Raw genomic sequence first — 25,617 nt, 5'->3', positions numbered from 1 at the left:
CAGCATGAGTGACATCACGGAACGCGGCGCATCGCCGTTTATCGAAGGCTTTGCCTTGAAAGATGTGAAACTGGCCAATGGCGTGACGCTGCGAGTGGCCATCGGCGGAGAGGGTACGCCGCTGCTGATGTTGCACGGGCATCCGCAGAATCATCTGGCGTGGCGCAAGGTCGCCCCACAGCTGGCGCAGAAATATCAGGTGATTTTGCCCGATCTGCGCGGCTACGGCGACAGCGACAAACCGGCCAGCGACGACCGGCATGAGACATATTCGAAGCGCACCATGGCCAATGACATCAGCCTGCTGATCGATGCGTTAGGACTGACGCGCGTGGCTTTTGTCGGGCACGATCGCGGTGGCAGAGTCGGACATCGTCTGGCGCTCGATCATCCGGAAAAAGTCACCAGCTGCACGTTCATCGATATCGCACCGACCGCGACCATGTACGCGCAGACGGATAAAGCCTTTGCCACGCGCTATTTCTGGTGGTTTTTCCTGATCCAACCTTTTCCACTTCCTGAAACGATGATTGGTCACGACCCGGCGTTTTTCCTCAGAAAGCATATTGAAGGACAGTTAAAGACGCCGGGCGCAACCTCGGAAGCCGTCTTTGAGGATTATCTGCGCTGTTATCAACAGCCCGAGATGATCCATGCGGTGTGTGAAGATTATCGAGCCGCTGCGACGATAGATTTAGCGCATGATGCACAAGACAGCGACAAACGCATCGCTTGCCCGCTGCAGTTAGTGTGGGGTGAAAAGGGCACGGTGGGCCAGTTGTATGACGTCACCGCGACCTGGCAGGATAAAGCGCTGAATGTGCGAGGCAACGCGCTACCCTGCGGGCATTCTCCGCAGGAAGAGGTTCCGGCCATCTTTTTAACCCAGCTTCAGGGCTTTCTGGATTCTGTGCTATAACCGCTGGATGCTAGCAAACCCTGTGACACTATGAAGCTCATGCACGCCGGAAAAAACGTTCAGAAGCCGCTTCAGGGCTGGCCTTCTATCGAAGATTTGTACGTATTTATCAGCGTGGCGCGCCATGATGGCTTCGGTCGCGCTGCCGTGGAACTGGGCCAGTCGCCCTCTTATATCAGCAAGCGTATTGCCATTCTGGAAAAGCAACTCGATACGCGGCTATTTTTCCGTACCAATCGCGTAATGCGCCTCACCCCGGAAGGTGAGAAAGCGCTGGAAGGGGCGCTGCACGTGGTGCAGGAAATGGGGGCGTTTCTTAATGATTTCCAGCAGTGGCGCGGTGAATTGACCGGAGAGATGAGTGTCGGCTGTTCAATGGGGTTCGGACAGGATTATCTTTCCGATGCCATCTCCGCTTTTATCACGCTGCACCCGTCACTAAATATCAAACTGGTGCTTAGCGATCGTGAAATCGATTTGATGCAATCGGGTACTGATGTGGATATTCAGGTGGGCGATGATGTTAATCACGCCTACATCGCGCGAAAACTGGCCGCAAATCGCCGCATTCTTTGCGCATCGTCTGATTATTTAGCGCGGTCAGGTTCACTGAACTCGCTGGATGATTTAATTCATCACAGTTGCCTTATTATCAATGAAAAGAACACCAGCTTTGGTAATTGGACGCTGACTGACGGTAAACAACCGATTTTGTGCCGTCTTAATAGTCATTACTCATCAAATAGCGGCAAGGTCATTTTAAACTGGGCGTTGAAGTCACACGGTATCGCGCTGCGTTCGGCGTGGGATGTCGCACCTCATCTGGCGAAAGGTGAGTTGGTGCATGTTTTACCGCAGTGGTATCAGGAAGCGAATATTTGGGCGGTGTATACGCAACGGACATCTGAATCGCCGCGCATTAAGGTGTTTATAGATTTCCTGGTCGAGTACTTTGCAAAAAAAAGCCTGTCACGAGAGTGGCAGGCTTAAATTCCATAGCACCAAATTGATGAACATTAGCCGTACGCCACTTTGCTATTGATGTGGTACAGGGTGGCGGTGGCTGCCATCACATGCTGACCATCCTGGCCCGGCTCATGGGATTCAACATCGGTGATGTGATAACCCACGGCACCGGCGGCGAGCGTTTTTTTCACTATCGCGTCAGTTAAATCTTCCATCGAGGTAGCCCAGCTTACGGAAGTGAAGCCCACAGGATGAATGGATGATAATTCGCGATGGGTTAAATCTGCGCGAACAATCACCGGTTTAACATTTTGCGGTGTGAAGATAGAAATAACATCGTTAATAAGTTCTTTCATGGTCTTACTCCTCGAAATAACAACAGAGCCGATTGCTAAGCTACGCGTTTTATTGTTGATGGTTGGTTTATTAACACCCGGCAGTTGCGCACGGCAGGTAATCCGCGCCGGTAGGCTTAATAAACACCTTTTGAGGTTATGCGTTTTAGCTTTAATTGCTAATTAGTTGTTAAGAAAAGTTCAGCCACAACTCCGTTAAACTTTCGGGAATATTCTTTCATCTGGTTACATTTAGGCGGGGCAAATAAAAGCGTAGGGGCGTAAATTACGCCCCAATTTGTTAAAACTCGCGTTGTCCGCCTAACTCAATCACCCGATTCGGGGGAATATTGAATTGTTCATGCGCACGCAGAGCATTGCGCTGACAGAAATGGAATATGACGCCTTTAACCCGCGCCAGCCCCCGACGTTTCTTCATCACCAGCGTATCGTGCGAGGTAAAGAAAGAAGCCTCATTCACGGTACAACCAAATCCTTCCAGTCCGCACAGGTGCAATACTTCCGCCATCGAAGGCACTTCACGCCAACCATAGGCCGCTGTGACCTGCCAGAAGGACGGTGACAGTTGGGTGATCGTAATGCGCTGTTGGTTGTGCACGCGTGGGGTATCGGTGGTGCGGATGTTCAGCAATACCACGCGTTGATGTAACACGCGGTTGTGTTTGAGGTTGTGCAACAGCGCCTGCGGAATCTCAAACTCTTTACGGGCAAGGAAGATTGCAGTACCTGGCACACGGCTTGGCGGGTTGGTTTCCAGTGATTTAACCAGTGCCTGCAGGCTGTCCGGATCGTTGTTCAATTTTCTGATCAACCGGTTACGTTCAGTGCTCCAGATCAGCATCAAACCCATCATGGTCAGCGCCATTAATACCGGTACCCAACCGCCTGATAGCAGTTTCATCAGGTTAGCCGCAAACAACGGCACATCAATGGTGAGCATGCACAGCAGAAAAATCACTGCCAATGGCAATGGCCACTTCCAATTGCGCAGTGCCACGACTCCGGCCAGGCAGGCGGTGATGACCATGGTGCCGGTGACCACAATACCGTAAGCGGAGGAGAGGGCCGACGACTGACGGAACGCCAACACAATTACCGTCACTGTCACAAAAAGCAGCCAGTTGACCACCGGAATGTAAATCTGGCCGGATTCGGTGTGTGAGGTGAACACAATGCGCATTGGCGGCAGGAAACCCTGGCGTATCGCCTGATGCGTCAACGTGTACACGCCGGTGATAACCGACTGCGCGGCAATCACGGTGGCCAGTGTTGATAGAACTATCAGGGGGATCTGGCCCCAGCCCGGTGCCAGGTTAAAGAAGGGGTTGTTGACCGCCTGCGCATCCGCAATCACCAGCGCGCCCTGACCAAAGTAGTTAAGCACCAATGCAGGCATGGCGATGACCAGCCACGCCATGCGTATTGGCGCTTTGCCAAGATGGCCCATATCAGCGTACAGCGCTTCAGCACCGGTCACGGCCAGAACCACCATGCCCAACGCCGCGAAGGCCAGCGTCTCGTGCGTAAGTAAGAACGTTAACGCGTAGCTGGGGTTAAGTGCGTGTAATACGGTGGGATTCAGCGCGATACCGCGAATACCCAATAAGCCGATCGACGCAAACCAGATAAACATCACCGGACCAAACACCTTACTGACTTTTTCAGTACCGTGTTTCTGGATGATGAACAGCAGGGTGAGGATCACCACCGCTAGCGGGACAACATATTTACCGAGATGGGGTGAAACCACCTCCATGCCTTCGATGGCTGAAAGCACCGAAATTGCTGGGGTGATAATGCCATCGCCATAGAAGAACGCGCCACCCGTCAGCCCCGCGAGTACGATGATGTGGCCAATCTTTGGGCTAACGTTGCGACGAGCCAGTGACATTAATGTGAGAATGCCGCCCTCGCCATCATGATCGGCACGCATAACAAAGCACACGTATTTCAACGTCACAATCAGCGTTAAAGCCCAGAAAATCAGTGACAGGAAACCCATCACGGCGGTGGTTGATACCGAGCCGTCGGGAAGAATCGACAGGCACTCTTTTAGGGTATAGAGCGGGCTGGTACCTATGTCACCAAACACGATCCCTGCGGCGGCCAACATGCCTGCAGGCAGAGACTGTTTTGCAGTCTGACTCATAAATTTCCTGTTTCTTATCAGCGTGGAACGGCGATGGCTGTGTCTGTGACGGCGAACATACCTGTTTACCCCATCGGTTAATAGCGGATGGTGGTTTTATGCACTGCATTTTTACGCCTGACAGCAATATTTTTACGACATTTTTATACGGCGGTTTGTTTTTTAAACTCAGAATAGACAGTACTGTGCGCAAAAATGATAAGCAGTCATCACAACATGGCTAAAGATATTATAGAGACAAGAAGAGAGAGGAAGGGGTGTATCAAGAGTTAAAGAAAGCCGCGCCAAAGGTTAATGCGCGGCTCGTTGAGATGTTATTACCAGCCTTTAATGATATCGCCTTTGTAGATTTCGTTCGCTTTATCCAGCACGGCCTGTGACTGGAACGCTTCTTTCAACTTCTGCACATTGGCACTGTCTTTGTTGTCTTCACGCGCCACGATCGCATTAACGTATGGCGACGCTTTACCTTCCATAAACATGCCATCTTTAGACGCGGAAAGGTTAACCAGCGCGGCAAAGTTGTTGTTAATGATGGAAATATAAACCTGTGGATCGTCAAGCGTACGCGCCAGTTGCGGTGTATCCACTTCAACAATTTTCAGCTTCTTAGGGTTATCGATGATATCCAGTGAGGTTGGCAGCAGGCCAGCTTCCGGTTTCACTTTTATTAGTCCCTGAGCTTGCAACAGCAGCAGGCTACGGCCAAGGGTGGTGGCTTCGTTAGAAATGGTGATGGTCGCGCCATCCGGCAGTGCATTCAGGGCTTTTATTTTGCGGGAATAGCCGGCAATCGGAAATACAAACGTGTTAGTGACGACCGCGAACTTATAGCCACGCTCTTTAGTCTGCATTGCCAGATAAGGCAGGCTTTGGAAAGCGTTGGCATCGACATCTTTGTTGAACAGCGCTTCGTTTGGCTGCACGTAATCGTTGAACGCAACCACATCCACATCCAGATCATATTTGTCATGAGCGACCTGTTTAACGGTTTGCCAGAGCGCTTCGTCAGGACCGGTATTAATCGCGACTTTGATCGCGTTATCTTTGTTGTTATCGCAGGCGCTGAGCAGTGAAACTGCAGCAGCAAGCAGGGTGGTAACGAGTAATTTGTTCATGGCAACAGGCCCCTAAGTAACGTAGGGGACCGACTATAATATACGTCTGGACGTCTGTACATCCACCGTCGGTGCGTTCGCTTGAAATTTGCCCAGTACAAAAATTCGCTAACTCATAGCAAATTGTAATTAATACCGGTTATTTACATTGTGGGTTGCTGATATATCCATCAAGAAACCATTCAGTAAAATCACACCTTTTCGCTTCGCTTAGCAGATAGATCACACTTTTATGTGCTGAGATCGATCTCATTAAGCAGGTAAACTGCGGGTTTAGTTGCGAGTTGCACGCATCCGTCATGGGATTTATCGCAAACTGTAATATTAATATAACTGCATTGTGCACCAGGCGACTAACAAGATAATCTGTTGATGCAGATTATCTTGTTATAGATCGGGAGAAGATGATGGAGTCTGTTAAAGCGTTAAATATGGAACAGTTAAACGCGTTTCTCAGTAGTGGTAAGCACCCTTCGGTTATCATTGGCTTCAATTTAACCAGCGATGCGTTCTTCAATATGGCCGCTTACTGGCGCGAACGCGGTGTCACTATTGATAAACACGAGCAGTATTTTGTCGCCAAATCGGACACGTCAGTCACAGCGTCCTAAAACAAAATAACGACCTAAATTAAAGCGCGAGTTTAATAAAGGCATGCAGATCGCTAATCGCCTGTTCCCGCGCTTCAGCTTCCTGAACCACAATCAATAAATCCGCATAGCCGTTCAGCATCGCGCTCAACTGACGCGCCACCTGTTCTGCATCGGTGGCACGAAAAACCCCAGCACTTATCCCTTCACGAATGATACCGGTCATTAATGACTGCCACTGTTGCGTAACCTGGGTGGCCAGTTCGGCATAGGCGGCTTCCGTCGTGGCTTTACGCCAGAGCGAGCTGTACAGCTGCCACACGGCGTCCGGTTCAAGGGGCAGATAATTGGTAATGAATGCTTCCAACCGCTCGGCAAAAAGCAGTTGGCCAATTTGCTGCGTAAATTCCTGCAGGTCCTTTTGCGCAAAGCGCGCGCAGGCTTCCAGGCTCAACGACGCCCAATCCGAAAAGTAATGATAGATATGACTGCGCGACAAGCCTAACTGCGTGGTCAGCTCGCGAGTCTTCACATTTTCCAAACCTCGCTCAATAAAAAGCGCCACCGCAGTATCGAGGATCTTGTCGCGCAACTCCGCCGCTGTTTCTTTCATAACCACCTACCGTTGACTTTGAGCAAGTGCTCAAATACACTTTCGCCACTTTTGAGCAACCGCTCAAAATTATTCTTTCAAACTTAATCTTATGCAAATCATACCTGAAAATATACCAAGCGTGGCCTCACGCAGCGCTCTTAATACCTTGAAAGTGCTGGCGAAACGTCACAAGCGAAAATTGCTGCTAACACTGATGTTGGTGATTGCCGAAAACGTTGTCTACCTGCTTTATCCTTTACTGGCGGGTTTCGCCATCAACGCCATCACCCAGGGAAATGCACTGCACGGGCTATTTTATGCCTGTTTGGTGCTGGTTATGTGGGTCATCGGTGCCGCACGTCGCACCATGGACACCCGCACCTTTGCGCGTATCTACGCGGGCTTAGCCGTGCCAGTCATTCTTGCTCAGCGTGAAGAGGCACATAGCCACTCGGCCATTGCCGCTAGAGTGACGTTGTCACGTCAGTTTGTCGACTTCTTTGAAACTCATCTCCCGATGTTGATCACGTCGGTGGCTTCAATGTGTGGCGCAGTGGTGATGTTACTCACCATAGAACCTTGGGCTGGATTGGCATGTCTTGCCGTGTTGCTGCTGTTTGCGGGGTTTTTACCCAGCTATACACGTAAAAATGAATCGCTTATTGGGCGAATGAACGACCGCTTAGAGCGAGAAGTCGGATTCGTCAGCACCGCTGGGGAACAGAAACTGCATCGCCATTATCACTTCCTGGCGCAGGTGAGGATCCGTTTGTCGGACCGCGAAGCGATAGGCTATTTATCGATTGGTGTTGCCTCCGCACTGCTATTTGGTGTCACCATCAGTGTGATGGCGTTGAAAGGCGGTATGAGCGCGGGCCATATTTACTCGGTGATGACCTATTTATGGATGTTTGCCATGAGCCTGGATGATGGCCCGTCATTACTGGAGAAGTATTCACAACTGAAAGAGATAGGCAAACGGGTCAATACCGGAATGGTTGATTAACAGGTATAGGTATTAATCAGATAACCAGTGCCGAATCGCTTATTTCTTCCGGCCATCCGTAGCCGCCATACTTTGCGTCATCAGGATGAACAGGATAAGCCGATGTCGACAGTTAATATTTCTCATCTTTCATTTCTCACTCCGGGTAATTATGCGGATGACGCCCCACATCAGGGGCTGGAAGAAACGCTGCAATTAATTTCCCTGGGTGAGGCGCTGGGTTACAACGGCGCGTGGGTTCGGCAGCGGCATCTGGAACACGGCGTTTCTTCCGCCAGCGTGTTCCTGGCGGCCGCCACACAGCGTACCCAGCAAATTGAACTGGGCAGCGCGGTGATTCAGATGGGCTTTGAAAGCCCGTTTCGCCTGGCGGAGGATCTGCTAACCGTTGATGTGTTAGCCGCTGGGCGGCTCAATGTTGGATTAAGCGCGGGCACACCTAATCACGTTGAGCTCATTGGTGATGATGTTTTCCATGGTGACTGGCGGCAGCAGGACTTCAGTTATGCACGCCTGAAACGATTGCAGCAAAATCTCAGTGGCCGCTATTTTGGCGATGATGAGACCTACGTTATTTCGCCTGGCAATCGTCAACGACCTCGTGTGCAGCCGCCATCGCCGGGCCTGAAAGATCGGCTGTGGTACGGTGGTCATTCCCATCGGTCAATTCAGTGGGCGGCAGAGAATCAATTCAATTTATTGATCGGTAATTTAACCTCGGCAGAAGTGAGCCTTGATTACCACCAGGCCCAGCTGGCGTTGATAAACACCTTTCGCCAGCACTGGCCCGATCAGGCAGAACGTCAGCCGCGCATTGCTGCCGGGCGGGTGATCATTCCTACGGATAGCGCGAGCCCTGCAACCATCAAGCGTTATCAGGATTTCGCCGCCAGCCGCCATCAGCGCACGCTGGAACCGCAAGGTCCCAGACGCATTCTTTTTTCTCAGGATATTGTGGGAAGCAGCGAGGAAATCGTCGCGCAGTTAATCAACGATCCGATTTTGCGCGAGGTCGATGAGTTTCGCGTGGAACTGCCGTATGAGTTCTCCAACGAGGAGTACAGTCAGATAATCAGAGATTTCATCGTTGGCGTGGCGCCCGCGCTGGGATGGAAGCCTAAAGCCGTGCTCACGCCTGCGGTGGCTGAAGCTGGTAAATCCACGCGGTAATTTTTTCACCCTCGAGGGAAGTGACGTCAACTTCGACACGGTCGTAACCGCCTTCAAACTCGTCTAGCATCGGCCAATAGTCGGGAAGACGTGCCGAGAAGAACAGGTAGCCGTTCACCGGCGGGGCGTCGTTATGCAATACGATACCTGGAAAGTCTGCTGCGAGTCCCCAGCCACGCGCATAGTACACGCCGTTGACGCTACCGGCTAACCACTCGCCGCCGATGCTTTCCAGTATGTGTGCATTTGATTGGCCCGGTTGTAGGGTGCCGTAAACAAATAATGGTTTCATTTTTCCCCGTGAAATCAATGTAAACAGGCACTTTAGTCCTGGCGAGCCTAATTCTCATCTGTAAGGGCGATTTTTGGCAAGACCGCCCTTAATGTCCTATGGCATTCATCAAAAGTCGTTATTCTGAAGCATCTATGTCGACAGGTAAAAGATCAATGTTGAATTGCTCCAGCATTTCCCGTTGCACCCTCAAAGGCTACCCACAGTCCCCGCAGTTTGATGGGAAACGCTTTGCTAATGTCGCTCCGCGCCAGTCGTTGAAAGTCAGCGATTATGTGAAGATGTTTTGGGATCTGGCGTTTAATAAACCCAAAGAGAGCGTGCCTGCGCAGACCTTACCCGTGCTGAATATCACTGCTCAGACGCTTGCCGATGCAGCGGATAACAGCGTATTTCGTTTGGGACACTCATCGTTATTGTTAAAACTGCAAGGCAAATATTGGCTGACCGATCCGGTCTTTACTCTGCGCGCTTCCCCATTCCAGTGGTTAGGTCCCAAACGTTTTCAGCCTGCACCGATTGAGTTGGACGCGCTGCCGCCAATTGAAGGGATCATTTTGTCGCACGATCATTACGATCACCTCGATTACCAAACGATAATGCAGCTAAAAGATCGCGTACGTTATTTCCTGACGCCGTTGGGCGTGGGAGATTTACTGGTGAAATGGGGCGTGGCGCAAGAGAAAATCACGCAGCTGGATTGGTGGCAGTCCGTCGATATTGGGGCACTGCATTTTGTCTCTACGCCCGCGCAACATTTTTCTGGCCGTGGACTGTTTGATAGTAATAAACGGTTATGGTGCTCGTGGAGTATTATCAGCGACGAATTTCGTCTGTTCTTTGGCGGTGATTCCGGTTATTTCCCCGGCTTCAAAGAGATTGGTCAAAAATATGGCCCCTTTGACGTTGCCTGCCTGGAGAACGGGGCGTACGACAGCCGCTGGGCCGATATCCATATGTTGCCCAGCGATACTCTTCGCGCCTTTCAGGATTTGCAGGGGAAATGGTTATTGCCCATTCACAACGCGGCCTTTGATTTGGCTTTCCATCATTGGAACGACCCTTTCAAGCAGATCGTGGCGCTGGCGCGTGAACAGCAGATCAAATTGTCTCTGCCTAAAATCGGGCAGGGCGTGAATATTCTGCAGCCTCAGGAAGAAGCAGCCTGGTGGTGAATACATTGTTGTGAGCAGTTATTTTGCAGGCGGCCTAAGGGCCGCCTCGACAGGTTAATCACTTATTCGACGGTGAGCGCGTCATACAGACTGCGTAATCGCGTACGCAGGGCCAGCACCGCCTTATGTTTGCGTGATAGCAGGGCCTGTACGCTGGTCCCGCTCGCTTCGGCCAACTCGTTGTAGCTGTAACCCAGCAACTCAGTCTTCTCGAACACATCGCGCTGTACTTCCGGTAACTCGGCCAGGGCTTCTTCCAGTTCATCCCACAACATGGCTTTGAGATATTCATCTTCAGGTGTTTGCGGTACGCCAAACAGCGTTTCTGCCAGCTCGTCTTCCGGAAAATCGGTTTCATCATCAGCGCTAAAAACATCGGCAAACGGCAACTCACGCTTTTTACGTGCCCGGTCGGTCATTTCATTGCGTGCGGCGCGGAACAACCAGGCCGCAACATTTTCCACCGGTTGCTCCACCTGCATCAGCTTGTAAGTCACTTCCTGCAGGATATCGTCGGCGTCTTCACGCACCGAAGTGCGGCCGCGAATAAATGCACGTAATGTTGACCGACAGGCGTTTAACGCGGAGATCAGCAGTGAATCCTGCGCCATCAGGGTTACTCTGCGTCTGCGGGTTTAGACGTGTTTTCACCGTTGGGTGAACGAGCCTCATCGCGGCGGCCGTGCCAGTCACAGCGGTCGCGGCGCCCACGATGTGAACGTTCACGGCGATGCTGCATAAACTCTTCACGCTGTTCTGGCGTCATTTGCATCCAGCGTTCATGCATGCGACGTCGCGCCATGCCAAACATACCCGGACGGAAACCTAAACCACCAAACAGGATGCGGCACAACACCAACAGCCCAAGCGCTTGCCAAAAGCCAATGGCCTTTACGCCGATAATGGCGGGCAGTACGGCATTCCACAACGACATCACCAGCAGTCCAAGCGCCGCGATAATCACCACGCCGATTAGCAGCGGTTTTATCATGCGATGACCGCCAAAATGGGAACCACGGTGATGTCTGTGCATATCAAAATCTCTCATTGTCATTCTTCCTCATTACAGTAGCCGAAGTTGGCCTGTGATGAAGTAGACGAATGAGCGATGAGAATATTGCTAAGAAATTTAAAAAAATTGAAATCTAGCGCTGAGCCTTATCACGCCGTGGCCGCACCACAATATCGGCAATCTGGGTATCTTCCGGGCTATCAACGATAAAGCGTACAGCACGAGCCACCGATGCGGCCGCCAGATAGTCCCGTGGATCGATTGCGGCAAGGTTACCTTGCTGTTCACGTGAACGTTGGTTCATGGGCGTATCCGTCGGTCCCGGCGCGACAGTGGCAACTCGCACGCCGTGTTCACTCTCTTCGGTTCGAAGAGCATGCGCCAGCGCGGTGAGGGCAAATTTCGATGCGGAATACACCACATGACCTGCCAATGCCAGCGTGCCAGAACCCGAATTAATAAACACCACTTTGCCGTGGGATTGCCGCAGTGCGGGAAGCAACTGTCGCGTCAGTTCGGCAGGCGCCACAACGTTGATGTTCAAATGTTGTTGCCACAGATCAGGCGTGGCGTCGAGGGTGGTGCTGGGAACTGATATTGCGGCCGAATGCACCAAAATATCCACCTGACGCAAGGAGGCAGTGAACGTCGCAAGTGCACTGAAGTCCGTAATATCCAGTGCCACCGGCACCACATTGGTCAGGGCTTCCAACGCCTGTAATGTCGCCGGTTTGCGTCCTATGGCATACACCTGATGGTCGCTTGCCAACAACTTCACTGTTTCAAGCCCAATGCCACTGTTACCCCCCGGTCACGACGGCGACCGGTAATGAGGATGCTGTCATCTCTTTTCTCCTGCAAAACTCCAAAGTAATCAATGGGTGACCAGGAGACAAATGCCTAAATGTTTTTAACTTATGACTCAGTGAAATCCGTGGATCTACCCGATGCAAGTTTATTGATGACGTTCTGTTTTGCGCATCGGCATATTATCGATAGTTGATAGCAGAACTTCAGCACTCAAAGGCGTGGTTTCGCGCAGTTTCATTCCGCCATCTTTCCCCACCAGCACCACTTCAAAACCCTTTGGCTTGAGTTGAGATCGCAATTGTCCTTTATCACCTGGTGAGGTATCACTGAGCACGATGATATCGCGTTCAGTCAGGGCCGTTTTCTGGCTTTCCAGCAGCGTGATTTGCTGTTGATATCGCGAATCTTGTTTTGAAGGCGCAAAAATAACCACGGGACGATTGTGCCAGCGATAGGTATTGAGATCGGCGGTCTCTGGCGATAGCGGGCGAAACAACGTTGAGTCCGCTGCGCTGGCCGCTCCGGCGAACACGCTGAGAAGCAAAATTACGGTATGAATTGGGCGGGTTATGAATGGCATGATCTGATTTCTCCCCTATGGATGCGTTGAGCAACTGAGCATCATGAAAGACTAGCGGAATCGTGCGCATTGAAGAGGCTCTTCACGTATTTTTACTTTTCTATTCATCGTAGGTACACAATCCGCAAGGCGTTATAAGCCTTGCAGGATAACGGAAAGCAATCTGGCCCACATCTCTGTAATACCCGCCATTGCCAACCCTGGCGATGGCGGGTGCAATAAGACACCAATTACATTTTAAAAAACCGCCTGGAAACGAAGGGTGATGATGAATCACGTCACCGTTGCTACATGAGCCCCCGCAGAGGCTCAACAGTGGGTCAGAATGAGGTCGTCACACCGGCATAATAGGCGCGGCCGGACTCGTTATAAGTCGATGCGCCTTCATTTTCACGGTAGATTTGTTTATTCAGCAGATTACTCACGCCCGCGCTGAAGCGAAGGTTTTTATTCAGCTCATAATTCACACCGACACCGTAAATTGCATAGGCCCCCACTTCTTTATCCGATAAGCCGCTCGCTTCTTTACGAATCTCGGCGGTGGTACGCGGATGTTGGCGACCATACATCGTCCAGCTCAGGGTCGCAGACAATGCATCTGTCACCTGCCACTCCAGCCAGCTGTTCACGGTATATTTCGGGATCAGTGACAGCGGATTGCCGGTCGATTTATATTTCGAGGTGAACATGTAGGTGGCATTGGTACGCCAGTTCAGGGTGTCTTCAACTAATGGGAGGGTCAAATTGCCTTCCAGGCCCTGCGTCAGCGCTTTACCGCCGTTCTGCCACTGGTAGATATCGTAAGTTGAAGAGTACCAGGAACCCGCAACCGCCACTGAGCCCAGCGAGTCTGAGCCTGCCACAATCTTGTTCTGATAATCATTGCGGAAGTAGGTCAGTCCGGCTGCGTAGCCAGCATCATTCCACTGTAAGCCAATCTCTTTATTGATACTGACTTCTGGCTTCAAATCGCCATTACCCATCAGGTAACAACCATTGCTGCCGCTGACGCTGCAACCATTACCGCTGCTTGCCAGCAGGTAGTCTTCTGAGGATTGATAGAGGTTCGGTGCTTTGAATACGCGTGCGATACCCGCTTTCAAGGTCACGGTGTCACTCAGCGCTTGCTGCAGGTTAAGACTTGGACTCCAGTTGGCACCAAAGCGATCGCTGTAATCAAGGCGCAAACCAGGTATCAGGGTGGTGCCATCAAAGGCATCAATAGTATCTTCGAGATAGACTGCACTCAGTTCCTGACTATTTTTGCTACTGCGCTGTGAGGGATCGCCCGAGACGCCATTAATATCAATACCCGTGGCATCCGTTTCCTGCATCGCTGAAGGATCGTTGAGCTGTTCTTTGTTCCACTCGGCGCCCACGGTTAGGGTGTTATCCACCCATAAGGTGAACGGAACGGTGTATTCATTGTTGATGCGCCAGGTTTTATAGCGGCTGGTGTTATAGGTATCACTGTTGATCATACCTTCGACCTTGCCCGTAGAGCCTTCGGCCAGACGTGTGTTGTGCGTATCTTCATAACTCAGTGTGAGTTTTGATTGGCCCCAATCCCAAATGCCATTATGAATAAGGCTATAGGCCTGACGATACATGCGGTTGGTTTCCGCGCCGTATAAGGTCGGAACCAGCGTACTGAGATTACTCAGACTGTATTGGGTATCACCCGCGTAGATATTACCCTGACGGCTGTAGGCATAATTGAAATCGAGATATTGCTGCTCGTTAATCTTCCACTGCAGAGAGGTGCTGATATCGCGATTTCTTACTCCTTCGCGACCAGCAGCATAGGAACCATTTTCGTTGGTATTGATATCATAAGCATCAGCATCGGTTTTATTGATATTGCCGTAAACGCGCATGGTCAATACGTCATCAATAAGCGGGCCACTCAAACTAAAGTTCATGCGTTTAGTCGAGCCTTCATCTTTGTCTTCAGGCTGATTAGTAAACAACGATAGCGAGCCGTGCCAGTCATTGGTCGGTCGCTTAGTGACGATATTCACCACGCCGCCCATGGCGCCCGAGCCATAATGCGCTGCAGCAGGGCCACGCAGCACATCAATGTGATCGACCATTTCAGCAGGCACCCAGTTGCTGTCGCCGCGCGTGTCGCGCTCGCCGGTTCGGCTGTAGCGAACGGAACTGCGTGAGGATACAGGCACGCCATCAATCAGTATTAAGGTGTTTTCCGGTCCCATACCGCGAATATCGATTTGGCGGTTATTCCCTCGGCTGCCCGTGGCACTATTGCCGGTTAAATTAACCCCCGGCATTCTGCGGATAATATCGGAGAGATCGTTCACTGGCGGATTGCGTTCAAGATCTTCCTTGGTTATCAACGAAGCACCGGCCTGCTGTTTTAATACATTTTCCGCTTTTGCACTGACGACCATGTCATTTTCATTGGTCGCGGCTTTTTCCTTTTTCTTTGCTGAAATAACGTTCTCGTTATCACTCTGGTTATTTTCGAGAGATAAAGTGCTATTCGTTTCAGCAGCCAGCAGGGCACCACTATGAACGATCATCCCAATCAGAATAGAAAGGGTCGTTTTCCTTACACCAGATTTTAAAGACATAAAGTTACACCGGGTTATTATTAGTTACATATAAAGCGAGGAAGAGAATAATTATCATAATCATTCGCATTATTGTTAGATTTGTAATATTTGGACATGTCTGATGGTGGTTGTTTACATGTCTTGCCCTGGGCATTGCAATTGAGCGTGACATTCGCGTAATTAAGGACAAATTGTGGAGGCGCTAATCCAGGCGACAAAGGGCAATATCGCCCTGTCTGAGGAAGATGAGAAGGGGGGGTGGCTAACAGTACGCAGGTGAGAATAGCCAGATTAAAAAGGATTTGATCCGGAAAACGATGGATGATGGTAGTACGTAAGCGATCACATCATCGCCACGATTGTCATTGGTGCCGGTGCGCTGCCTTCGACCACCACCACATACTGCTTACCGTCTTCACCGAAATAAGTCTTCGGAGCGCCTTGTCCATCCACTGGTTAAGGGACACGCCACAGCTTGTTGCAGTGTTGTTATCCAGCACGCAATTAATAGTCCAGTAAGCCGTGGAAGAAGGTTAATTCGCCTTTGGTCACCAGCGGACCGTCCATGGTTGGCATGCATAACGGAATATCCACACTCCTTTGATGATATCGATCCTGAACTGACGATGAAACAGATTTTTGACGATTTTTATCATTGGCCTTATCGCGGAGTGTACTGGGCTAAGTTGAACAACCCGTAAACAACCACTTGGCTACCGTGCAGAGGCCATGATCCCCGGTTTTGGTCCGCTTTTGCTGCTCCTTTTCCCCTACCCAATTTTGCCGCTATCAGGAACATGAACTTAGCTCATGTTCCAGTGAAATATAATCACTTTTCCTTGCAAGCGGAGTCTGGCATAAATTGTGCATCGATATTGACTTAAGACAATATAAAACTTGCCGGGTAACAACGGCAGTAATGAATGGGAACGCGACATAACCCTTCAGGTTTTATATCAGCATTCAGGAAACCAGATTGCGATGAACGATTTTAAATTTACCATTAAGAGCACCCGTTTCGATGAGAATTACAATCCCTCAGGAAACACGCGCATCACCACTAACTTTGCTAACCTGGCCCGTGGCAGCAGCCGCCAGGGGAATCTGCGCAATGCCTTAATGATGATCGATAATCGTTTCAATTCGCTCGCACATTGGGACAACCCGAAAGGGGACCGTTACTCTGTAGAACTTGAGATCGTTTCCGCTGAAATTGATGTTGAAGGCAACGGTAAAACGTTCCCGGTGATTGAAATTCTGAAAACCCACATTGTTGATAAAAAAACGCATCAACGTATCGCCGGGATCGTGGGAAATAACTTTTCCTCCTATGTGCGCGATTACGATTTCAGTGTGCGTTTATTAGAAGCGAATAACGGAAAATCTGGATTTAGCCTGCCGGAAAACTTTGGTGAGCTGCACGGGAATCTGTTTAAAAGCTTCGTCAATTCGCCTGTCTATCAGGAGAACTTCAATAAAAAGCCGGTTATCTGTCTGAGCGTATCGAGTAAGAACATTTATCAGCGTACAGAATATCAGCATCCTGTTTTAGGGTACGAATATCAGCAAAATGAGCTGTCTCTGACCGATCATTACTTCAATAAAATGGGATTGCAGGCTCGCTATTTCATGCCAGCAAACAGCGTCGCGCCTTTAGCATTTTATTTCACCGGCGATTTGCTGAATGACTACACGGATCTCGAACTGATCAGCACCATCAGCACGATGGAGACTTTCCAGAAGATTTATCGTCCTGAGATTTATAACGCGAATTCTGCGGCAGGGCAGTGTTATCAGCCAAGTCTGAATAACCAGGATCATTCCTTAACGCGCATTGTTTACGATCGTGAAGAACGTAGCCAATTGGCTATTGAGCAGGGTAAGTTTACCGAAGAGCACTTCATCAAACCTTACCAGTCTGTTCTTGAGCAATGGTCTGCTCATTACGTTCTTTGATTAACCCAATACAAAAGGTTTTTTAGCATGAAAATTTTGTTACCCACTTCAACGGCTGGCAGCTTACCGAAGCCTTCATGGCTGGCACAGCCAGAGACATTGTGGTCTCCATGGAAATTGCAGGGCGATGAATTAGTTGACGGCAAAAGGGATGCGCTGCTTTTGTCCCTGCAGGATCAACAGCTGGCGGGTATCGATATTGTGAGTGATGGCGAGCAGACGCGCCAACACTTTGTTACCACCTTCATTGAGCACCTCAGCGGTGTCGATTTTGAGAAGCGTGAGATTGTTAAAATTCGTAATCGTTACGATGCGAGTGTACCAACCGTGGTGGGCGAAGTTACCCGTCAAAAACCGGTGTTTGTTGAAGATGCTAAATTCTTACGTCAGCAAACTAAGCAACCGATCAAATGGGCGTTACCAGGCCCTATGACAATGATCGATACGCTCTATGATGCCCATTACAAGAGCCGCGAGAAACTGGCCTGGGAATTTGCCAAAATCCTGAATCAGGAAGCCAAAGAATTAGAAGCGGCTGGCGTCGATATTATCCAGTTCGATGAGCCGGCATTTAATGTGTTCTTTGATGAGGTGAATGACTGGGGTATTGCCGCATTAGAGCGTGCAGTCGAAGGCCTGAAGTGTGAAACCGCAGTGCACATTTGCTACGGTTACGGTATTAAGGCCAATACAGACTGGAAGAAAACGCTGGGCACGGAATGGCGTCAATACGAAGAAGTGTTCCCTAAACTGCAGAAATCGAATATCGATATCATTTCACTGGAATGCCAAAACTCGCGCGTTCCGATGGATCTGATTGAACTGATTCGCGGTAAAAAGTGATGGTCGGCGCCATTGATGTGGCGACTAACACCGTCGAAACGGCCGAAGAAGTGGCGAATACTCTGCGTAAAGCACTGCAGTTTGTCGATGCTGATAAGCTTTATCCTTCGACCAACTGTGGCATGACGCCGCTGTCGCGCAGTGTTGCCAGAGGCAAGCTGGAAGCGTTAAGCGCAGGCGCAGCATCGTGCGTAAAGAACTGACCGAGTAATATCCAGTTCAGCATTCAGACCGGGAAGCCTTTCCCGGTCTTATCTTATTGTTTCCCCATTCGTTACGCTTGCTGAGATGCAGCCTCATTCAGCCATCCTGTGCCCAGCAAAATTATCTGAATACGGCGTTTAATATGCGCGGTTATTTTTTGTCTTTCTTCGGTTTGACTGACGCGGCGGTGAGGCACAAGCGCACCGAAAACCACATCCATCAGCAGACCGGCAACCATCTCAACATCATCTAACGGCAGATGCTTTTCATTGGCGGTTGTCTGCAACCATTCCATTAGAAGTTCGCGCGATCGGACTGCCCTGGACTCATACAGATAGTCTGAAAGCTCCGGGAAAAGTATCGATTCGCGAGTCATCAAACGCAGAATCGCGTCTCGTTCGAGAAATTCATCTTCGCTTATGTTAAGGCGAAAAATTTCAAACAGGGTCTCATCTAGCGGATGTTGCTCATCTTTGGGTCTGGGCAAGTCCAGCAACAGATGGCGATGTTGTTTGATGACCGCTGCAAACAACGCCTTTTTATCACTGAAAGCCTCATAGAGCGTGCGTTTAGATATTTTGGCGCGCCGGGCAATTTCCGCAGTGCTGGTCTGAGCAAAACCCAACTCAATAAAGGCCTGAAAGGCATGCGAGATGATGCTTTGTCGGCGGCTAGCTTCATCCTGAGTTTTGGGGCGTCCGCGCAGCGCAGAGGGCTGTGAGTCACTCTTTTTCATCATTGATTACACATTCCAGTCACTTTGTATTGATTATGGTACTTGATAGGTACCATTAAGTTTAGCAAACTATTTGCATCTTATTGTGGATTGTAACGTGGCCCTGGAGAATGTCCTATGAATCACCCAACGATGGATTACAAAGGCTCAGCCATTCGTGACCCACTGGTTTTAAGTGTGATCAGTGAAATGAATGCGCGTCGCAAACGCCCTGATGCAGCGGCATTTTCGCGCCCGGGTGCGCCAGACCCTGAACTGTTCGCAGATTACGGATTTTCTATCCATCCTGAACAGGGCGATCTTATTTATTTGCTATGTCGTGCCATGAAAGCCAGCCGCGTGGTGGATTTCGCCACGTCCGTGGGTATGTCGGCACTCTATTTTGCCGCAGCGATGCGTGACAATGGCGGGGGTGAAGTGATTGGTGCAGAACTGGTTGCGGCAAAAGCCGCGACGGCACGCAGCAATCTGGCGGCGGCTAATCTGGACGGCTATGTAGATATTCGTATTGGTGACGCGCGTGAGACATTGAAAGATGTCGGCGGCCCGATCGATTTCGCGCTGATCGACGGCTGGCCATTAGCAGATGGTCCCACTCTGGCCCGACAGATGATTGAAATCATCGCACCGCAGTTACGTGTAGGAGGCTATATTCTCAACGACAATGCAGAGCCTGATTTTCTGGAATATATCCGCGATCCGCTTAATGGGTTTATTTCACTGACGCTGCCGATTAAGCGTGGCACAGAGCTGGCTGTAAAAATCAGTTGATCCGTTTCACAGGGAGAAGGTGAAAGCGTGGTGCAGGCGATTGTGCGCCTGTTGCAAGATTTGCGGAAATTGCCTGCATGATGCTCATACGATATTAAGGAAATAACATGTCTAATATGTCTCGAAGAACATTTATGGTTGCCGGCACCGCGCTAGCTGGGGCTATATCTTCAGCCACTATTCCACGCGCTGCTCAGGCAGCAAATAAAAATGGATTTATGGCTGCCTCGGTTAACGGCGTCAGTGATAACGAGAAAAAAGGACCAGGGATACAACGCATTTTCGCGTTGTGTGAAGTCACCGGCGGCGGGGAAAAGGTCTACGGTATTGCCGTTGAATATGACGTAGAGATTGAACCCACCAGCCTGAGCCACACCACGTTCAAAGCCAGCGTGGTTCCCGCTGCTGAGGGTTTCTTTGCCGGCATGCCGAATGAGCCAGACAAAAACGCGACTCAGGCCGCGCCCGTCAATCGATCCGTGGCGGCGATCTACACCCATTCTCAGCCCGCGCTATCAGCCAGTCAGGCGAGCGTGACCGGCAAGTATGTCATCGTTGAGTTCAGCCATGATGCAGATTTGAGCCTGCCGACCACAGACAGTGACATCGTTTCAATTGTGCAGGCCAAAGGGGTGAAGACACTGAAAGGCCATGAATACCCAGGTAGCAAAACTGTGTGGCACAACAGCGGTTCTCGAGGAAATAACGTTGTCATCCGCGGGGTTGATGATTGGGAACAAAACCATTGGTGGTGGGACGATACGCGTTCCGCCTGGCTTGAATACAGTATTTATTTACCAAAATCATTTCTGCAGCCTGGCGGGGAAGATAAATCGTATCCATTAGTTCTGGCGATTACTCACTCGGGCACCAGCTACGATGGCACCTGTGCGCAGACGTTGACCGAACAATGTATTGCCTCCATCTGGAGTCTGCCGGAAGAGCAGGAGCAGCGTGAATGCGTCGTGATCACGCCACGCTATGAGCGCACCACCATGAACGATTACTGGGAGCACACCAGTGATGTGGAAAATACCTGGCGGTTGGTGCAATCCCTGTTAACCAATACCTGGGATTACGGCAATCCAAATCTGGAAGACCGTCGCGATAAAGTCCTGAAAATTGATGCTTCACGCGTCTACTGCACGGGATGGTCTATGGGGGCGATGACGTCACTGTGGTTAATGGCAAGGCATCCAGAAACCTTTGCCGCAGGATTGATCATTGCTGGTCAGCAGCGCCCTAAAGATGTCGTGACACTAGCGGACCAGAAGCTGCTGATCATAACCGGTTCGGATGACAATAAAGCCACGCCGTGGAATGAAAAATGCGTACCGGTATGGCAAAAGGCGGGCGCGCAGGTCACGCGGCCCGATGAGTTAATGGATCCTGCCTTGATCTTTCCACTCAATCAGCAGCAGAAACTGACTCAGCAGGTAAACAACTATCTTGATGAGAAGGGCAATATCACCTTCCTGACGTTTAAGGGCATTGACCACATGGCTTCTGCGCGAAAGTTTTTTATATTCAAAAAGCTCGCGAATGGCTGTTCCAGCAGAAAAAGGCCTAAAGCACCCTGCGAGGTGATGTGTAGCTGAGAAGCGTATTCAGACGCTCTATAGAAAAAATATTCAGCATAATTTTTTATGCTGAATATTCAGCTGATGCTCAAATATCTTGTTCCGTTAAGGATGGCGTTATTCATTTCAACGCCGCCCTAATAAGTGAGGGCGTGTGAGGCATTTTACGCGCTTGCTGAAAATCGACGTGGCCGTTGTGGCGTGAGCTTGATGGTGTTTAAATATAATTTGTCTTCAAGCTCCAGACGTATGCCTTCACAATTACTTTCTAAATTGCCTATTTTCTTCTCAAGGTCGCTGACGGTGACTTCCGATGCAACCAGATCCAACATATGGAAAATCTCATGTCGGACATGCTCACCAAATGTTTTGGCGGATTTGTGATGAATAAGCCATTCAGATAATTCAGCCTTCTTAAAGGCGGTGGTTTGTTTTCGGTAAACCTGGCTTGTTTCGAGTTGTCTTATTTTTACTAAGAAATGGGTATAAAAACAGTGTATCTCACTGAGTTGTTGAATATTCATAAAAGCCTCAATCAACTGATGAGTGACAGTTTTGCGGTCAGCCATTGTTTACAAGCTGACCGCGGGTAGATTTAATTAAAGAGGATTGTCTGGCGTATCCGCCTGGTCATAGGCGCCCCAGATAGTTTGATCGTAATTGATCATCGAACCGCTCATCAGCCCTGACTCTTCGCTGGCAAGAAATGCCACGGCACGCGCCACTTCTTCTGGCGAAATCAAACGGCCAAATGGCTGTTCTGCCGCTGCTTTTTCAAGCCAGTTTTCTTCTGCGCCGTGATAGGTGCGCATGATGCGATCTTCGCCTTCGGATGCCATCCAACCGATATTGAGACCATTGACGCGAATACGGTTACGCAGCAGCGCATAGGCGGTGTTGCGCGTTAGCGTCGCCAGTGCGCCTTTTGAAGAGCAGTACGCAGCAATAAAAGGTTGGCCCGCCAATGATGACATTGAGCAGATATTGACGATGCTGCCTTCAATCTTCTCACGACGCATCACTTTGATAGTTCCTGCATCAGAAAGAAGGGACCACGCACGTTAGTAGCGAACATTTGATCAAACAGTTCGGGTTCCGTGTCGAGGATGGTTCCGCGATCGGTCATCCCGCCGGCATTCACCAAAATATCCACGCGATTGAAAATTTCATCGGTCGTCGCCACCACTTTGCGGCAGTCTTCTACCGAGGAAAGATCGGCGCGGACAAATTCAACACGGGTTGCGCCTTCCGCATTCAGCCGGGCGGCAATCTCTTTGCCTTTGGCTTCATTACGGCCACAAATAACCACGCCAGCCGCGCCATTTTGTGCAAAGTGACGAGCGATTGCGGCGCCTAAACCCTGGGTTCCACCGGTAACGACGGCAACTTTTCCTGAAAACTGTGTCATCAGATAATTCCTTCAACAATAGTGTATCCCGCTGCGCTCAGACATTTGCGCAGCGTGCCATTTCCAATACGTGCATATTCCAGTGGCGGGGCTTTGGCAGGATCCTGCTCGGCCTCCACCACAAACCAGCCTTGATAGCCAATCTCTGCCAGGGTGCGAGTGATTGCCTCGAAATCAATCATCCCATCGCCAGGCACGGTGTAAACGCCTTTCAGCACGGCATCAAGGAAACTGTCTTTATTCCAGTCAAGTGAAGTTAACACCTCTTTCCTGACATCCTTGGTGTGAACATGATTGATGCGACTGCCGTGTTTTTTCAGAATACTGAGCGGATCCACACCCGCAAACGTCAGATGTCCCGAATCAAACAATAGCCCAACGTCTTTACTGGTTGCCGCCATCAGACGATCGATATCATTCTCATCCTCAATCGCCGTTCCCATGTGATGGTGGAAGGCAAGAGGAACACCGAAGTCGGTGCAGAACTCAGCGAAACGAGAAAGTTTATTTCCGTATTCGATGAGTTGCGCATCGGACAGACGACGGCGTTTGGATAACGGTACATCCTGTTTATTTTGAATCGTTCCGGCGGTTTCACCGTAAACCAGACATACCGCACCGCAGTCGCGGAAGAGCTGCATCTGTGGCAGCGATTTCTTAATTTCGTCTTCTACGGTGTTATCCAGCAAAGTGCCGGAATACCAACCTGAAACCAGATCCAGCTGATATTCCCGCAGCAGAGGCTTCAATAGCTCGCTGGTTTTAGGGAATTTCCCGCCGGTTTCTACGCCCTGAAATTCAGCAAGGTGGCTCTCACGCAAACAGGTAGAGAGCGGTGTGTCCCCACCAAGCTGAGGAAGGTCGTCGTTGGACCATGCAATCGGGGCAATACCTAATTTGGCCTTAAGCATTTGATGACTCCTGTTAAATGCCTACGCGTTGATTTTACGACCCGCAACGTGCTCTTCGCGGGCCTGATTGACACTTTCACGTGCGCTCACTTCTGGCACACCGACATCCCACCAGGCATCACCCGGTGTCCAGTCAAAGGCATTGGTGGTCAGCGTAAGCACCGTAGTGCGATCGTTCGCTTTCGCCCAAACGATCGCCTCCTGCAATTCATCCAGCGAGTTCACTTTGCGTGCCAGCGCACCCATTGATTGCGCATTGGCAACGAAATCAACAGGGAAGGGTTCCTGAACGCGGCAGTCTTTTAATAGGTTATTAAAGGATGCGCCGCCTTTGGCATTTTGCAGGCGATTGATCACCGCATAACCGCCGTTGTCACATACGATCAAAATGAATTTATGACCAGAAAGCACGCTGGAGTAGATGTCAGAATTCATCATCATGTAGGTGCCGTCGCCAATCATGACGAACACATCACGGTCCTGTTCGGCCATCGCCACGCCCCAGCCCGCGGACAGTTCATACCCCATACAGGAGAAACCAAACTCACAGTCAAAGGTGCCTGGATTTTTGACCTTCCAGCCTTTGACCAGCTCGCCAGGTAAGCCACCCGCAGCGCTGATGATGTAATCTTCGGGGGCTGCCTGCGCGTTGACTACGCCGATAACCTGCGCGTAAGTGGGATCGCCTGCGGTTTGCGTGCGTTCCTGACGCGATGCAATCAGATCATTCCATCCGGCAAAGGCTTTGCGGCCGCGTTCGAGCCAGCTGCTGTCAACCTTCCATCCCTTCAGTGCCGCATCCAGTTCAATCAGACCTTCACGCGCGTCACACACCAGCGGAATCGCCCGGTGTTTGTGCGCATCAAAACGTGCGGCGTTTAGCGCAATAAACTGCGCGTTGTCATCGAATACCGTCCAGGATCCGGTGACAAAGTCCATCAGGCGTGTGCCAACGGCAATAATGACATCCGCATTGCCTGCCAGTTCATTGGCCGAGGTTGACCCCAGAATGCCAACCGGTCCCATGTGCAGCGGATGATCGTGGGTAAATGCCCCTTTACCGGCAATGGTTTCCACCACCGGAATGCCATGGGCCTGCGCGAACTGCTCCAGCGCCTGTTCTGCCTGCGAGTAACGCACGCCGCCGCCTGAAATGATCAGAGGGCGCTTAGCGCGCAGCAAGGTCTCTTTGGCGCGAGCCAGCAGCTGTGTATCGGGACGCGGGCGCGGCATGCTGTGCACGCGCGGTTGGAAGAAGGCTTCGGGATAGTCATAAGCCATTTCCTGCACGTCCTGGCACACGCCAATAAATGCAGGACCGCAGTCGCCCGGATCGAGCATGGTGGCGACAGCTTGCGGCAAGGAGGAGAGAATCTGCTCAGGCCAGGTGATGCGATCCCAATAGCGCGTCACCGCTTTGAATGCATCGTTGACGGTTTGCGTTGGGTCATTGAAATGCTCGACCTGTTGCATGACCGGATCGGGTACACGGCGCGCAAAACTGTCACCGCAAATCATCAGCACCGGCAAACGGCTGGTGTGCGCCACGCCTGCGGCCGTCAGCAGATTGGTGGTTCCCGGACCAATCGACGCGGTAACCACCATAATTTGACGACGTACCATGGCTTTGGCGAAGCCAACGGCGGCAAAAGCCATCGACTGTTCATTCTGACCTCGCCAGGTGGGCAACGTATCTTGCACGGCTTCAAGTGCCTCACCCAGGCAGGTCACGTTGCCGTGGCCAAAAATTCCATAGACCCCAGGAAACAATGGAACGCGTTTCCCGTCCACTTCCGTAAACTGATTGCTCAGGTAGCGAACAATCGCCTGAGCTGTTGTGCAACGAATGGTAGCCATAATGTCACTCACTCTTATGGGACGCTAATAACAGCAT

At 50.7% G+C, this 25,617-nt stretch carries 23 protein-coding genes and 2 pseudogenes; 10 read left to right on the top strand and 15 right to left on the bottom strand.

Annotated features, from left to right (window positions below; all coding sequences use genetic code 11):
- Positions 1–4 precede the first annotated feature (4 nt).
- Positions 5–919 carry an alpha/beta fold hydrolase gene (locus HA45_RS05755; protein WP_100703823.1) on the top strand — a complete coding sequence of 305 codons (915 nt, stop codon included), beginning with the start codon at positions 5–7 and terminating at the stop codon, positions 917–919.
- A 30-nt stretch (positions 920–949) separates the two neighbouring features.
- Complete coding sequence (locus HA45_RS05750) at positions 950–1,909, top strand: LysR family transcriptional regulator (protein ID WP_100703824.1); 960 nt, start codon at positions 950–952, stop codon at positions 1,907–1,909.
- Between the two features lie 26 nt (positions 1,910–1,935).
- On the opposite strand, the gene HA45_RS05745 is transcribed toward HA45_RS05750, so the two are convergent.
- The 3 genes from HA45_RS05745 to HA45_RS05735 all read right to left on the bottom strand — a co-directional run bounded on the left by HA45_RS05745 (position 1,936) and on the right by HA45_RS05735 (position 5,508).
- Positions 1,936–2,241, bottom strand: a complete 306-nt coding sequence (locus HA45_RS05745; RefSeq protein ID WP_100703825.1) for a YdgH/BhsA/McbA family protein — start codon at positions 2,239–2,241, stop codon at positions 1,936–1,938.
- Between the two features lie 280 nt (positions 2,242–2,521).
- A complete protein-coding gene (kup, locus tag HA45_RS05740) occupies positions 2,522–4,390 on the bottom strand; it encodes a low affinity potassium transporter Kup (protein WP_100703826.1) in 1,869 nt (622 codons plus the stop codon).
- A 317-nt stretch (positions 4,391–4,707) separates the two neighbouring features.
- Positions 4,708–5,508 (bottom strand): MetQ/NlpA family ABC transporter substrate-binding protein, encoded by an 801-nt coding sequence (locus HA45_RS05735; RefSeq protein ID WP_100703827.1) that lies wholly within the window; start codon positions 5,506–5,508, stop codon positions 4,708–4,710.
- A 404-nt stretch (positions 5,509–5,912) separates the two neighbouring features.
- Here HA45_RS05735 and HA45_RS05730 point away from each other — a divergent pair, with 404 nt between their 5' ends.
- Complete coding sequence (locus HA45_RS05730) at positions 5,913–6,119, top strand: hypothetical protein (RefSeq protein WP_128598901.1); 207 nt, start codon at positions 5,913–5,915, stop codon at positions 6,117–6,119.
- Between the two features lie 19 nt (positions 6,120–6,138).
- On the opposite strand, the gene HA45_RS05725 is transcribed toward HA45_RS05730, so the two are convergent.
- A complete protein-coding gene (locus HA45_RS05725; protein WP_100703829.1) occupies positions 6,139–6,711 on the bottom strand; it encodes a TetR/AcrR family transcriptional regulator in 573 nt (190 codons plus the stop codon).
- A 91-nt stretch (positions 6,712–6,802) separates the two neighbouring features.
- On the opposite strand from HA45_RS05725, the gene HA45_RS05720 reads away from it, so the two are divergent.
- Together HA45_RS05720 and HA45_RS05715 are read left to right on the top strand one after the other, a co-directional pair.
- Positions 6,803–7,699, top strand: coding sequence for an ABC transporter six-transmembrane domain-containing protein (locus HA45_RS05720; protein ID WP_100703830.1), 897 nt, complete (start codon positions 6,803–6,805; stop codon positions 7,697–7,699).
- 102 nt (positions 7,700–7,801) lie between these two features.
- Positions 7,802–8,869, top strand: a complete 1,068-nt coding sequence (locus HA45_RS05715; RefSeq protein WP_100703831.1) for an LLM class flavin-dependent oxidoreductase — start codon at positions 7,802–7,804, stop codon at positions 8,867–8,869.
- Here the strand turns inward: HA45_RS05715 and HA45_RS05710 are convergent.
- Positions 8,829–9,161, bottom strand: coding sequence for a gamma-glutamylcyclotransferase family protein (locus HA45_RS05710; RefSeq protein ID WP_100703832.1), 333 nt, complete (start codon positions 9,159–9,161; stop codon positions 8,829–8,831). The genes HA45_RS05715 and HA45_RS05710 overlap by 41 nt on opposite strands.
- Positions 9,162–9,316: 155 nt before the next feature.
- Between HA45_RS05710 and HA45_RS05705 the strand changes: the two genes are divergently transcribed.
- Positions 9,317–10,336, top strand: coding sequence for an MBL fold metallo-hydrolase (locus HA45_RS05705; RefSeq protein WP_100703833.1), 1,020 nt, complete (start codon positions 9,317–9,319; stop codon positions 10,334–10,336).
- A 62-nt stretch (positions 10,337–10,398) separates the two neighbouring features.
- Here HA45_RS05705 and HA45_RS05700 read toward each other — a convergent pair whose 3' ends face one another.
- From HA45_RS05700 to HA45_RS05680, 5 genes are all read right to left on the bottom strand, one after another.
- Complete coding sequence (locus HA45_RS05700) at positions 10,399–10,947, bottom strand: RNA polymerase sigma factor (protein ID WP_100703834.1); 549 nt, start codon at positions 10,945–10,947, stop codon at positions 10,399–10,401.
- A gap of 5 nt (positions 10,948–10,952) precedes the next feature.
- A complete protein-coding gene (locus HA45_RS05695) occupies positions 10,953–11,384 on the bottom strand; it encodes a hypothetical protein (protein WP_100703835.1) in 432 nt (143 codons plus the stop codon).
- Positions 11,385–11,481: 97 nt separating this feature from the next.
- A complete protein-coding gene (locus tag HA45_RS05690; RefSeq protein WP_244563395.1) occupies positions 11,482–12,126 on the bottom strand; it encodes an SDR family oxidoreductase in 645 nt (214 codons plus the stop codon).
- A 177-nt stretch (positions 12,127–12,303) separates the two neighbouring features.
- Positions 12,304–12,738 (bottom strand): DUF4174 domain-containing protein, encoded by a 435-nt coding sequence (locus HA45_RS05685; RefSeq protein ID WP_100703837.1) that lies wholly within the window; start codon positions 12,736–12,738, stop codon positions 12,304–12,306.
- A gap of 320 nt (positions 12,739–13,058) precedes the next feature.
- Positions 13,059–15,332 carry a FepA family TonB-dependent siderophore receptor gene (locus HA45_RS05680; RefSeq protein ID WP_240629278.1) on the bottom strand — a complete coding sequence of 758 codons (2,274 nt, stop codon included), beginning with the start codon at positions 15,330–15,332 and terminating at the stop codon, positions 13,059–13,061.
- Between the two features lie 963 nt (positions 15,333–16,295).
- On the opposite strand from HA45_RS05680, the gene HA45_RS05670 reads away from it, so the two are divergent.
- Together HA45_RS05670 and HA45_RS05665 are read left to right on the top strand one after the other, a co-directional pair.
- Entirely contained in the window at positions 16,296–17,270 is a 975-nt protein-coding gene (locus HA45_RS05670) for a DUF1852 domain-containing protein (protein ID WP_100703839.1), read from the top strand.
- Between the two features lie 27 nt (positions 17,271–17,297).
- A pseudogene (locus HA45_RS05665) lies at positions 17,298–18,324 on the top strand (methionine synthase).
- A gap of 63 nt (positions 18,325–18,387) precedes the next feature.
- Here HA45_RS05665 and HA45_RS05660 read toward each other — a convergent pair.
- Positions 18,388–19,056 carry a TetR/AcrR family transcriptional regulator gene (locus HA45_RS05660; protein WP_240629279.1) on the bottom strand — a complete coding sequence of 223 codons (669 nt, stop codon included), beginning with the start codon at positions 19,054–19,056 and terminating at the stop codon, positions 18,388–18,390.
- A gap of 114 nt (positions 19,057–19,170) precedes the next feature.
- On the opposite strand from HA45_RS05660, the gene HA45_RS05655 reads away from it, so the two are divergent.
- Together HA45_RS05655 and HA45_RS05650 are read left to right on the top strand one after the other, a co-directional pair.
- Positions 19,171–19,824, top strand: a complete 654-nt coding sequence (locus HA45_RS05655; RefSeq protein ID WP_240629280.1) for an O-methyltransferase — start codon at positions 19,171–19,173, stop codon at positions 19,822–19,824.
- Between the two features lie 107 nt (positions 19,825–19,931).
- Positions 19,932–21,422 carry a prolyl oligopeptidase family serine peptidase gene (locus tag HA45_RS05650; protein ID WP_211280903.1) on the top strand — a complete coding sequence of 497 codons (1,491 nt, stop codon included), beginning with the start codon at positions 19,932–19,934 and terminating at the stop codon, positions 21,420–21,422.
- A gap of 146 nt (positions 21,423–21,568) precedes the next feature.
- On the opposite strand, the gene HA45_RS05645 is transcribed toward HA45_RS05650, so the two are convergent.
- The 4 genes and pseudogenes from HA45_RS05645 to iolD form a co-directional block, all read right to left on the bottom strand.
- On the bottom strand, positions 21,569–21,973 hold the full coding sequence (locus tag HA45_RS05645; protein WP_128598900.1) for a hypothetical protein: 405 nt from the start codon (positions 21,971–21,973) through the stop codon (positions 21,569–21,571).
- A 30-nt stretch (positions 21,974–22,003) separates the two neighbouring features.
- A pseudogene (locus HA45_RS05640) lies at positions 22,004–22,812 on the bottom strand (SDR family oxidoreductase).
- Positions 22,812–23,723, bottom strand: coding sequence for a myo-inosose-2 dehydratase (gene iolE, locus HA45_RS05635; protein ID WP_100703844.1), 912 nt, complete (start codon positions 23,721–23,723; stop codon positions 22,812–22,814). Before iolE ends, HA45_RS05640 begins: the two are co-directional and overlap by 1 nt.
- A 21-nt stretch (positions 23,724–23,744) precedes the next feature.
- On the bottom strand, positions 23,745–25,580 hold the full coding sequence (gene iolD, locus HA45_RS05630) for a 3D-(3,5/4)-trihydroxycyclohexane-1,2-dione acylhydrolase (decyclizing) (RefSeq protein ID WP_128598899.1): 1,836 nt from the start codon (positions 25,578–25,580) through the stop codon (positions 23,745–23,747).
- Positions 25,581–25,617 lie beyond the last annotated feature (37 nt).

The organism is Pantoea rodasii, assembly GCF_002095465.1.
GTDB lineage: Bacteria > Pseudomonadota > Gammaproteobacteria > Enterobacterales > Enterobacteriaceae > Pantoea > Pantoea rodasii.
The sequence above is the reverse complement of the archived record's forward strand: the minus strand, read 5'-3'. Positions and strand labels throughout refer to the sequence as shown.

Bases quoted from the DNA above. Each gene is read 5' to 3' on its own strand.
- HA45_RS05755 (WP_100703823.1), top strand. From the start codon at position 5: ATGAGTGACATCACGGAACGCGGCGCATCGCCGTTTATCGAAGGCTTT.
- HA45_RS05750 (WP_100703824.1), top strand. From the start codon at position 950: ATGAAGCTCATGCACGCCGGAAAAAACGTTCAGAAGCCGCTTCAGGGC.
- HA45_RS05745 (WP_100703825.1), bottom strand. From the start codon at position 2,241: ATGAAAGAACTTATTAACGATGTTATTTCTATCTTCACACCGCAAAAT.
- kup (WP_100703826.1), bottom strand. From the start codon at position 4,390: ATGAGTCAGACTGCAAAACAGTCTCTGCCTGCAGGCATGTTGGCCGCC.
- HA45_RS05735 (WP_100703827.1), bottom strand. From the start codon at position 5,508: ATGAACAAATTACTCGTTACCACCCTGCTTGCTGCTGCAGTTTCACTG.
- HA45_RS05730 (WP_128598901.1), top strand. From the start codon at position 5,913: ATGATGGAGTCTGTTAAAGCGTTAAATATGGAACAGTTAAACGCGTTT.
- HA45_RS05725 (WP_100703829.1), bottom strand. From the start codon at position 6,711: ATGAAAGAAACAGCGGCGGAGTTGCGCGACAAGATCCTCGATACTGCG.
- HA45_RS05720 (WP_100703830.1), top strand. From the start codon at position 6,803: ATGCAAATCATACCTGAAAATATACCAAGCGTGGCCTCACGCAGCGCT.
- HA45_RS05715 (WP_100703831.1), top strand. From the start codon at position 7,802: ATGTCGACAGTTAATATTTCTCATCTTTCATTTCTCACTCCGGGTAAT.
- HA45_RS05710 (WP_100703832.1), bottom strand. From the start codon at position 9,161: ATGAAACCATTATTTGTTTACGGCACCCTACAACCGGGCCAATCAAAT.
- HA45_RS05705 (WP_100703833.1), top strand. From the start codon at position 9,317: ATGTTGAATTGCTCCAGCATTTCCCGTTGCACCCTCAAAGGCTACCCA.
- HA45_RS05700 (WP_100703834.1), bottom strand. From the start codon at position 10,947: ATGGCGCAGGATTCACTGCTGATCTCCGCGTTAAACGCCTGTCGGTCA.
- HA45_RS05695 (WP_100703835.1), bottom strand. From the start codon at position 11,384: ATGAGAGATTTTGATATGCACAGACATCACCGTGGTTCCCATTTTGGC.
- HA45_RS05685 (WP_100703837.1), bottom strand. From the start codon at position 12,738: ATGCCATTCATAACCCGCCCAATTCATACCGTAATTTTGCTTCTCAGC.
- HA45_RS05680 (WP_240629278.1), bottom strand. From the start codon at position 15,332: ATGTCTTTAAAATCTGGTGTAAGGAAAACGACCCTTTCTATTCTGATT.
- HA45_RS05670 (WP_100703839.1), top strand. From the start codon at position 16,296: ATGAACGATTTTAAATTTACCATTAAGAGCACCCGTTTCGATGAGAAT.
- HA45_RS05660 (WP_240629279.1), bottom strand. From the start codon at position 19,056: ATGATGAAAAAGAGTGACTCACAGCCCTCTGCGCTGCGCGGACGCCCC.
- HA45_RS05655 (WP_240629280.1), top strand. From the start codon at position 19,171: ATGAATCACCCAACGATGGATTACAAAGGCTCAGCCATTCGTGACCCA.
- HA45_RS05650 (WP_211280903.1), top strand. From the start codon at position 19,932: ATGTCTAATATGTCTCGAAGAACATTTATGGTTGCCGGCACCGCGCTA.
- HA45_RS05645 (WP_128598900.1), bottom strand. From the start codon at position 21,973: ATGGCTGACCGCAAAACTGTCACTCATCAGTTGATTGAGGCTTTTATG.
- iolE (WP_100703844.1), bottom strand. From the start codon at position 23,723: ATGCTTAAGGCCAAATTAGGTATTGCCCCGATTGCATGGTCCAACGAC.
- iolD (WP_128598899.1), bottom strand. From the start codon at position 25,580: ATGGCTACCATTCGTTGCACAACAGCTCAGGCGATTGTTCGCTACCTG.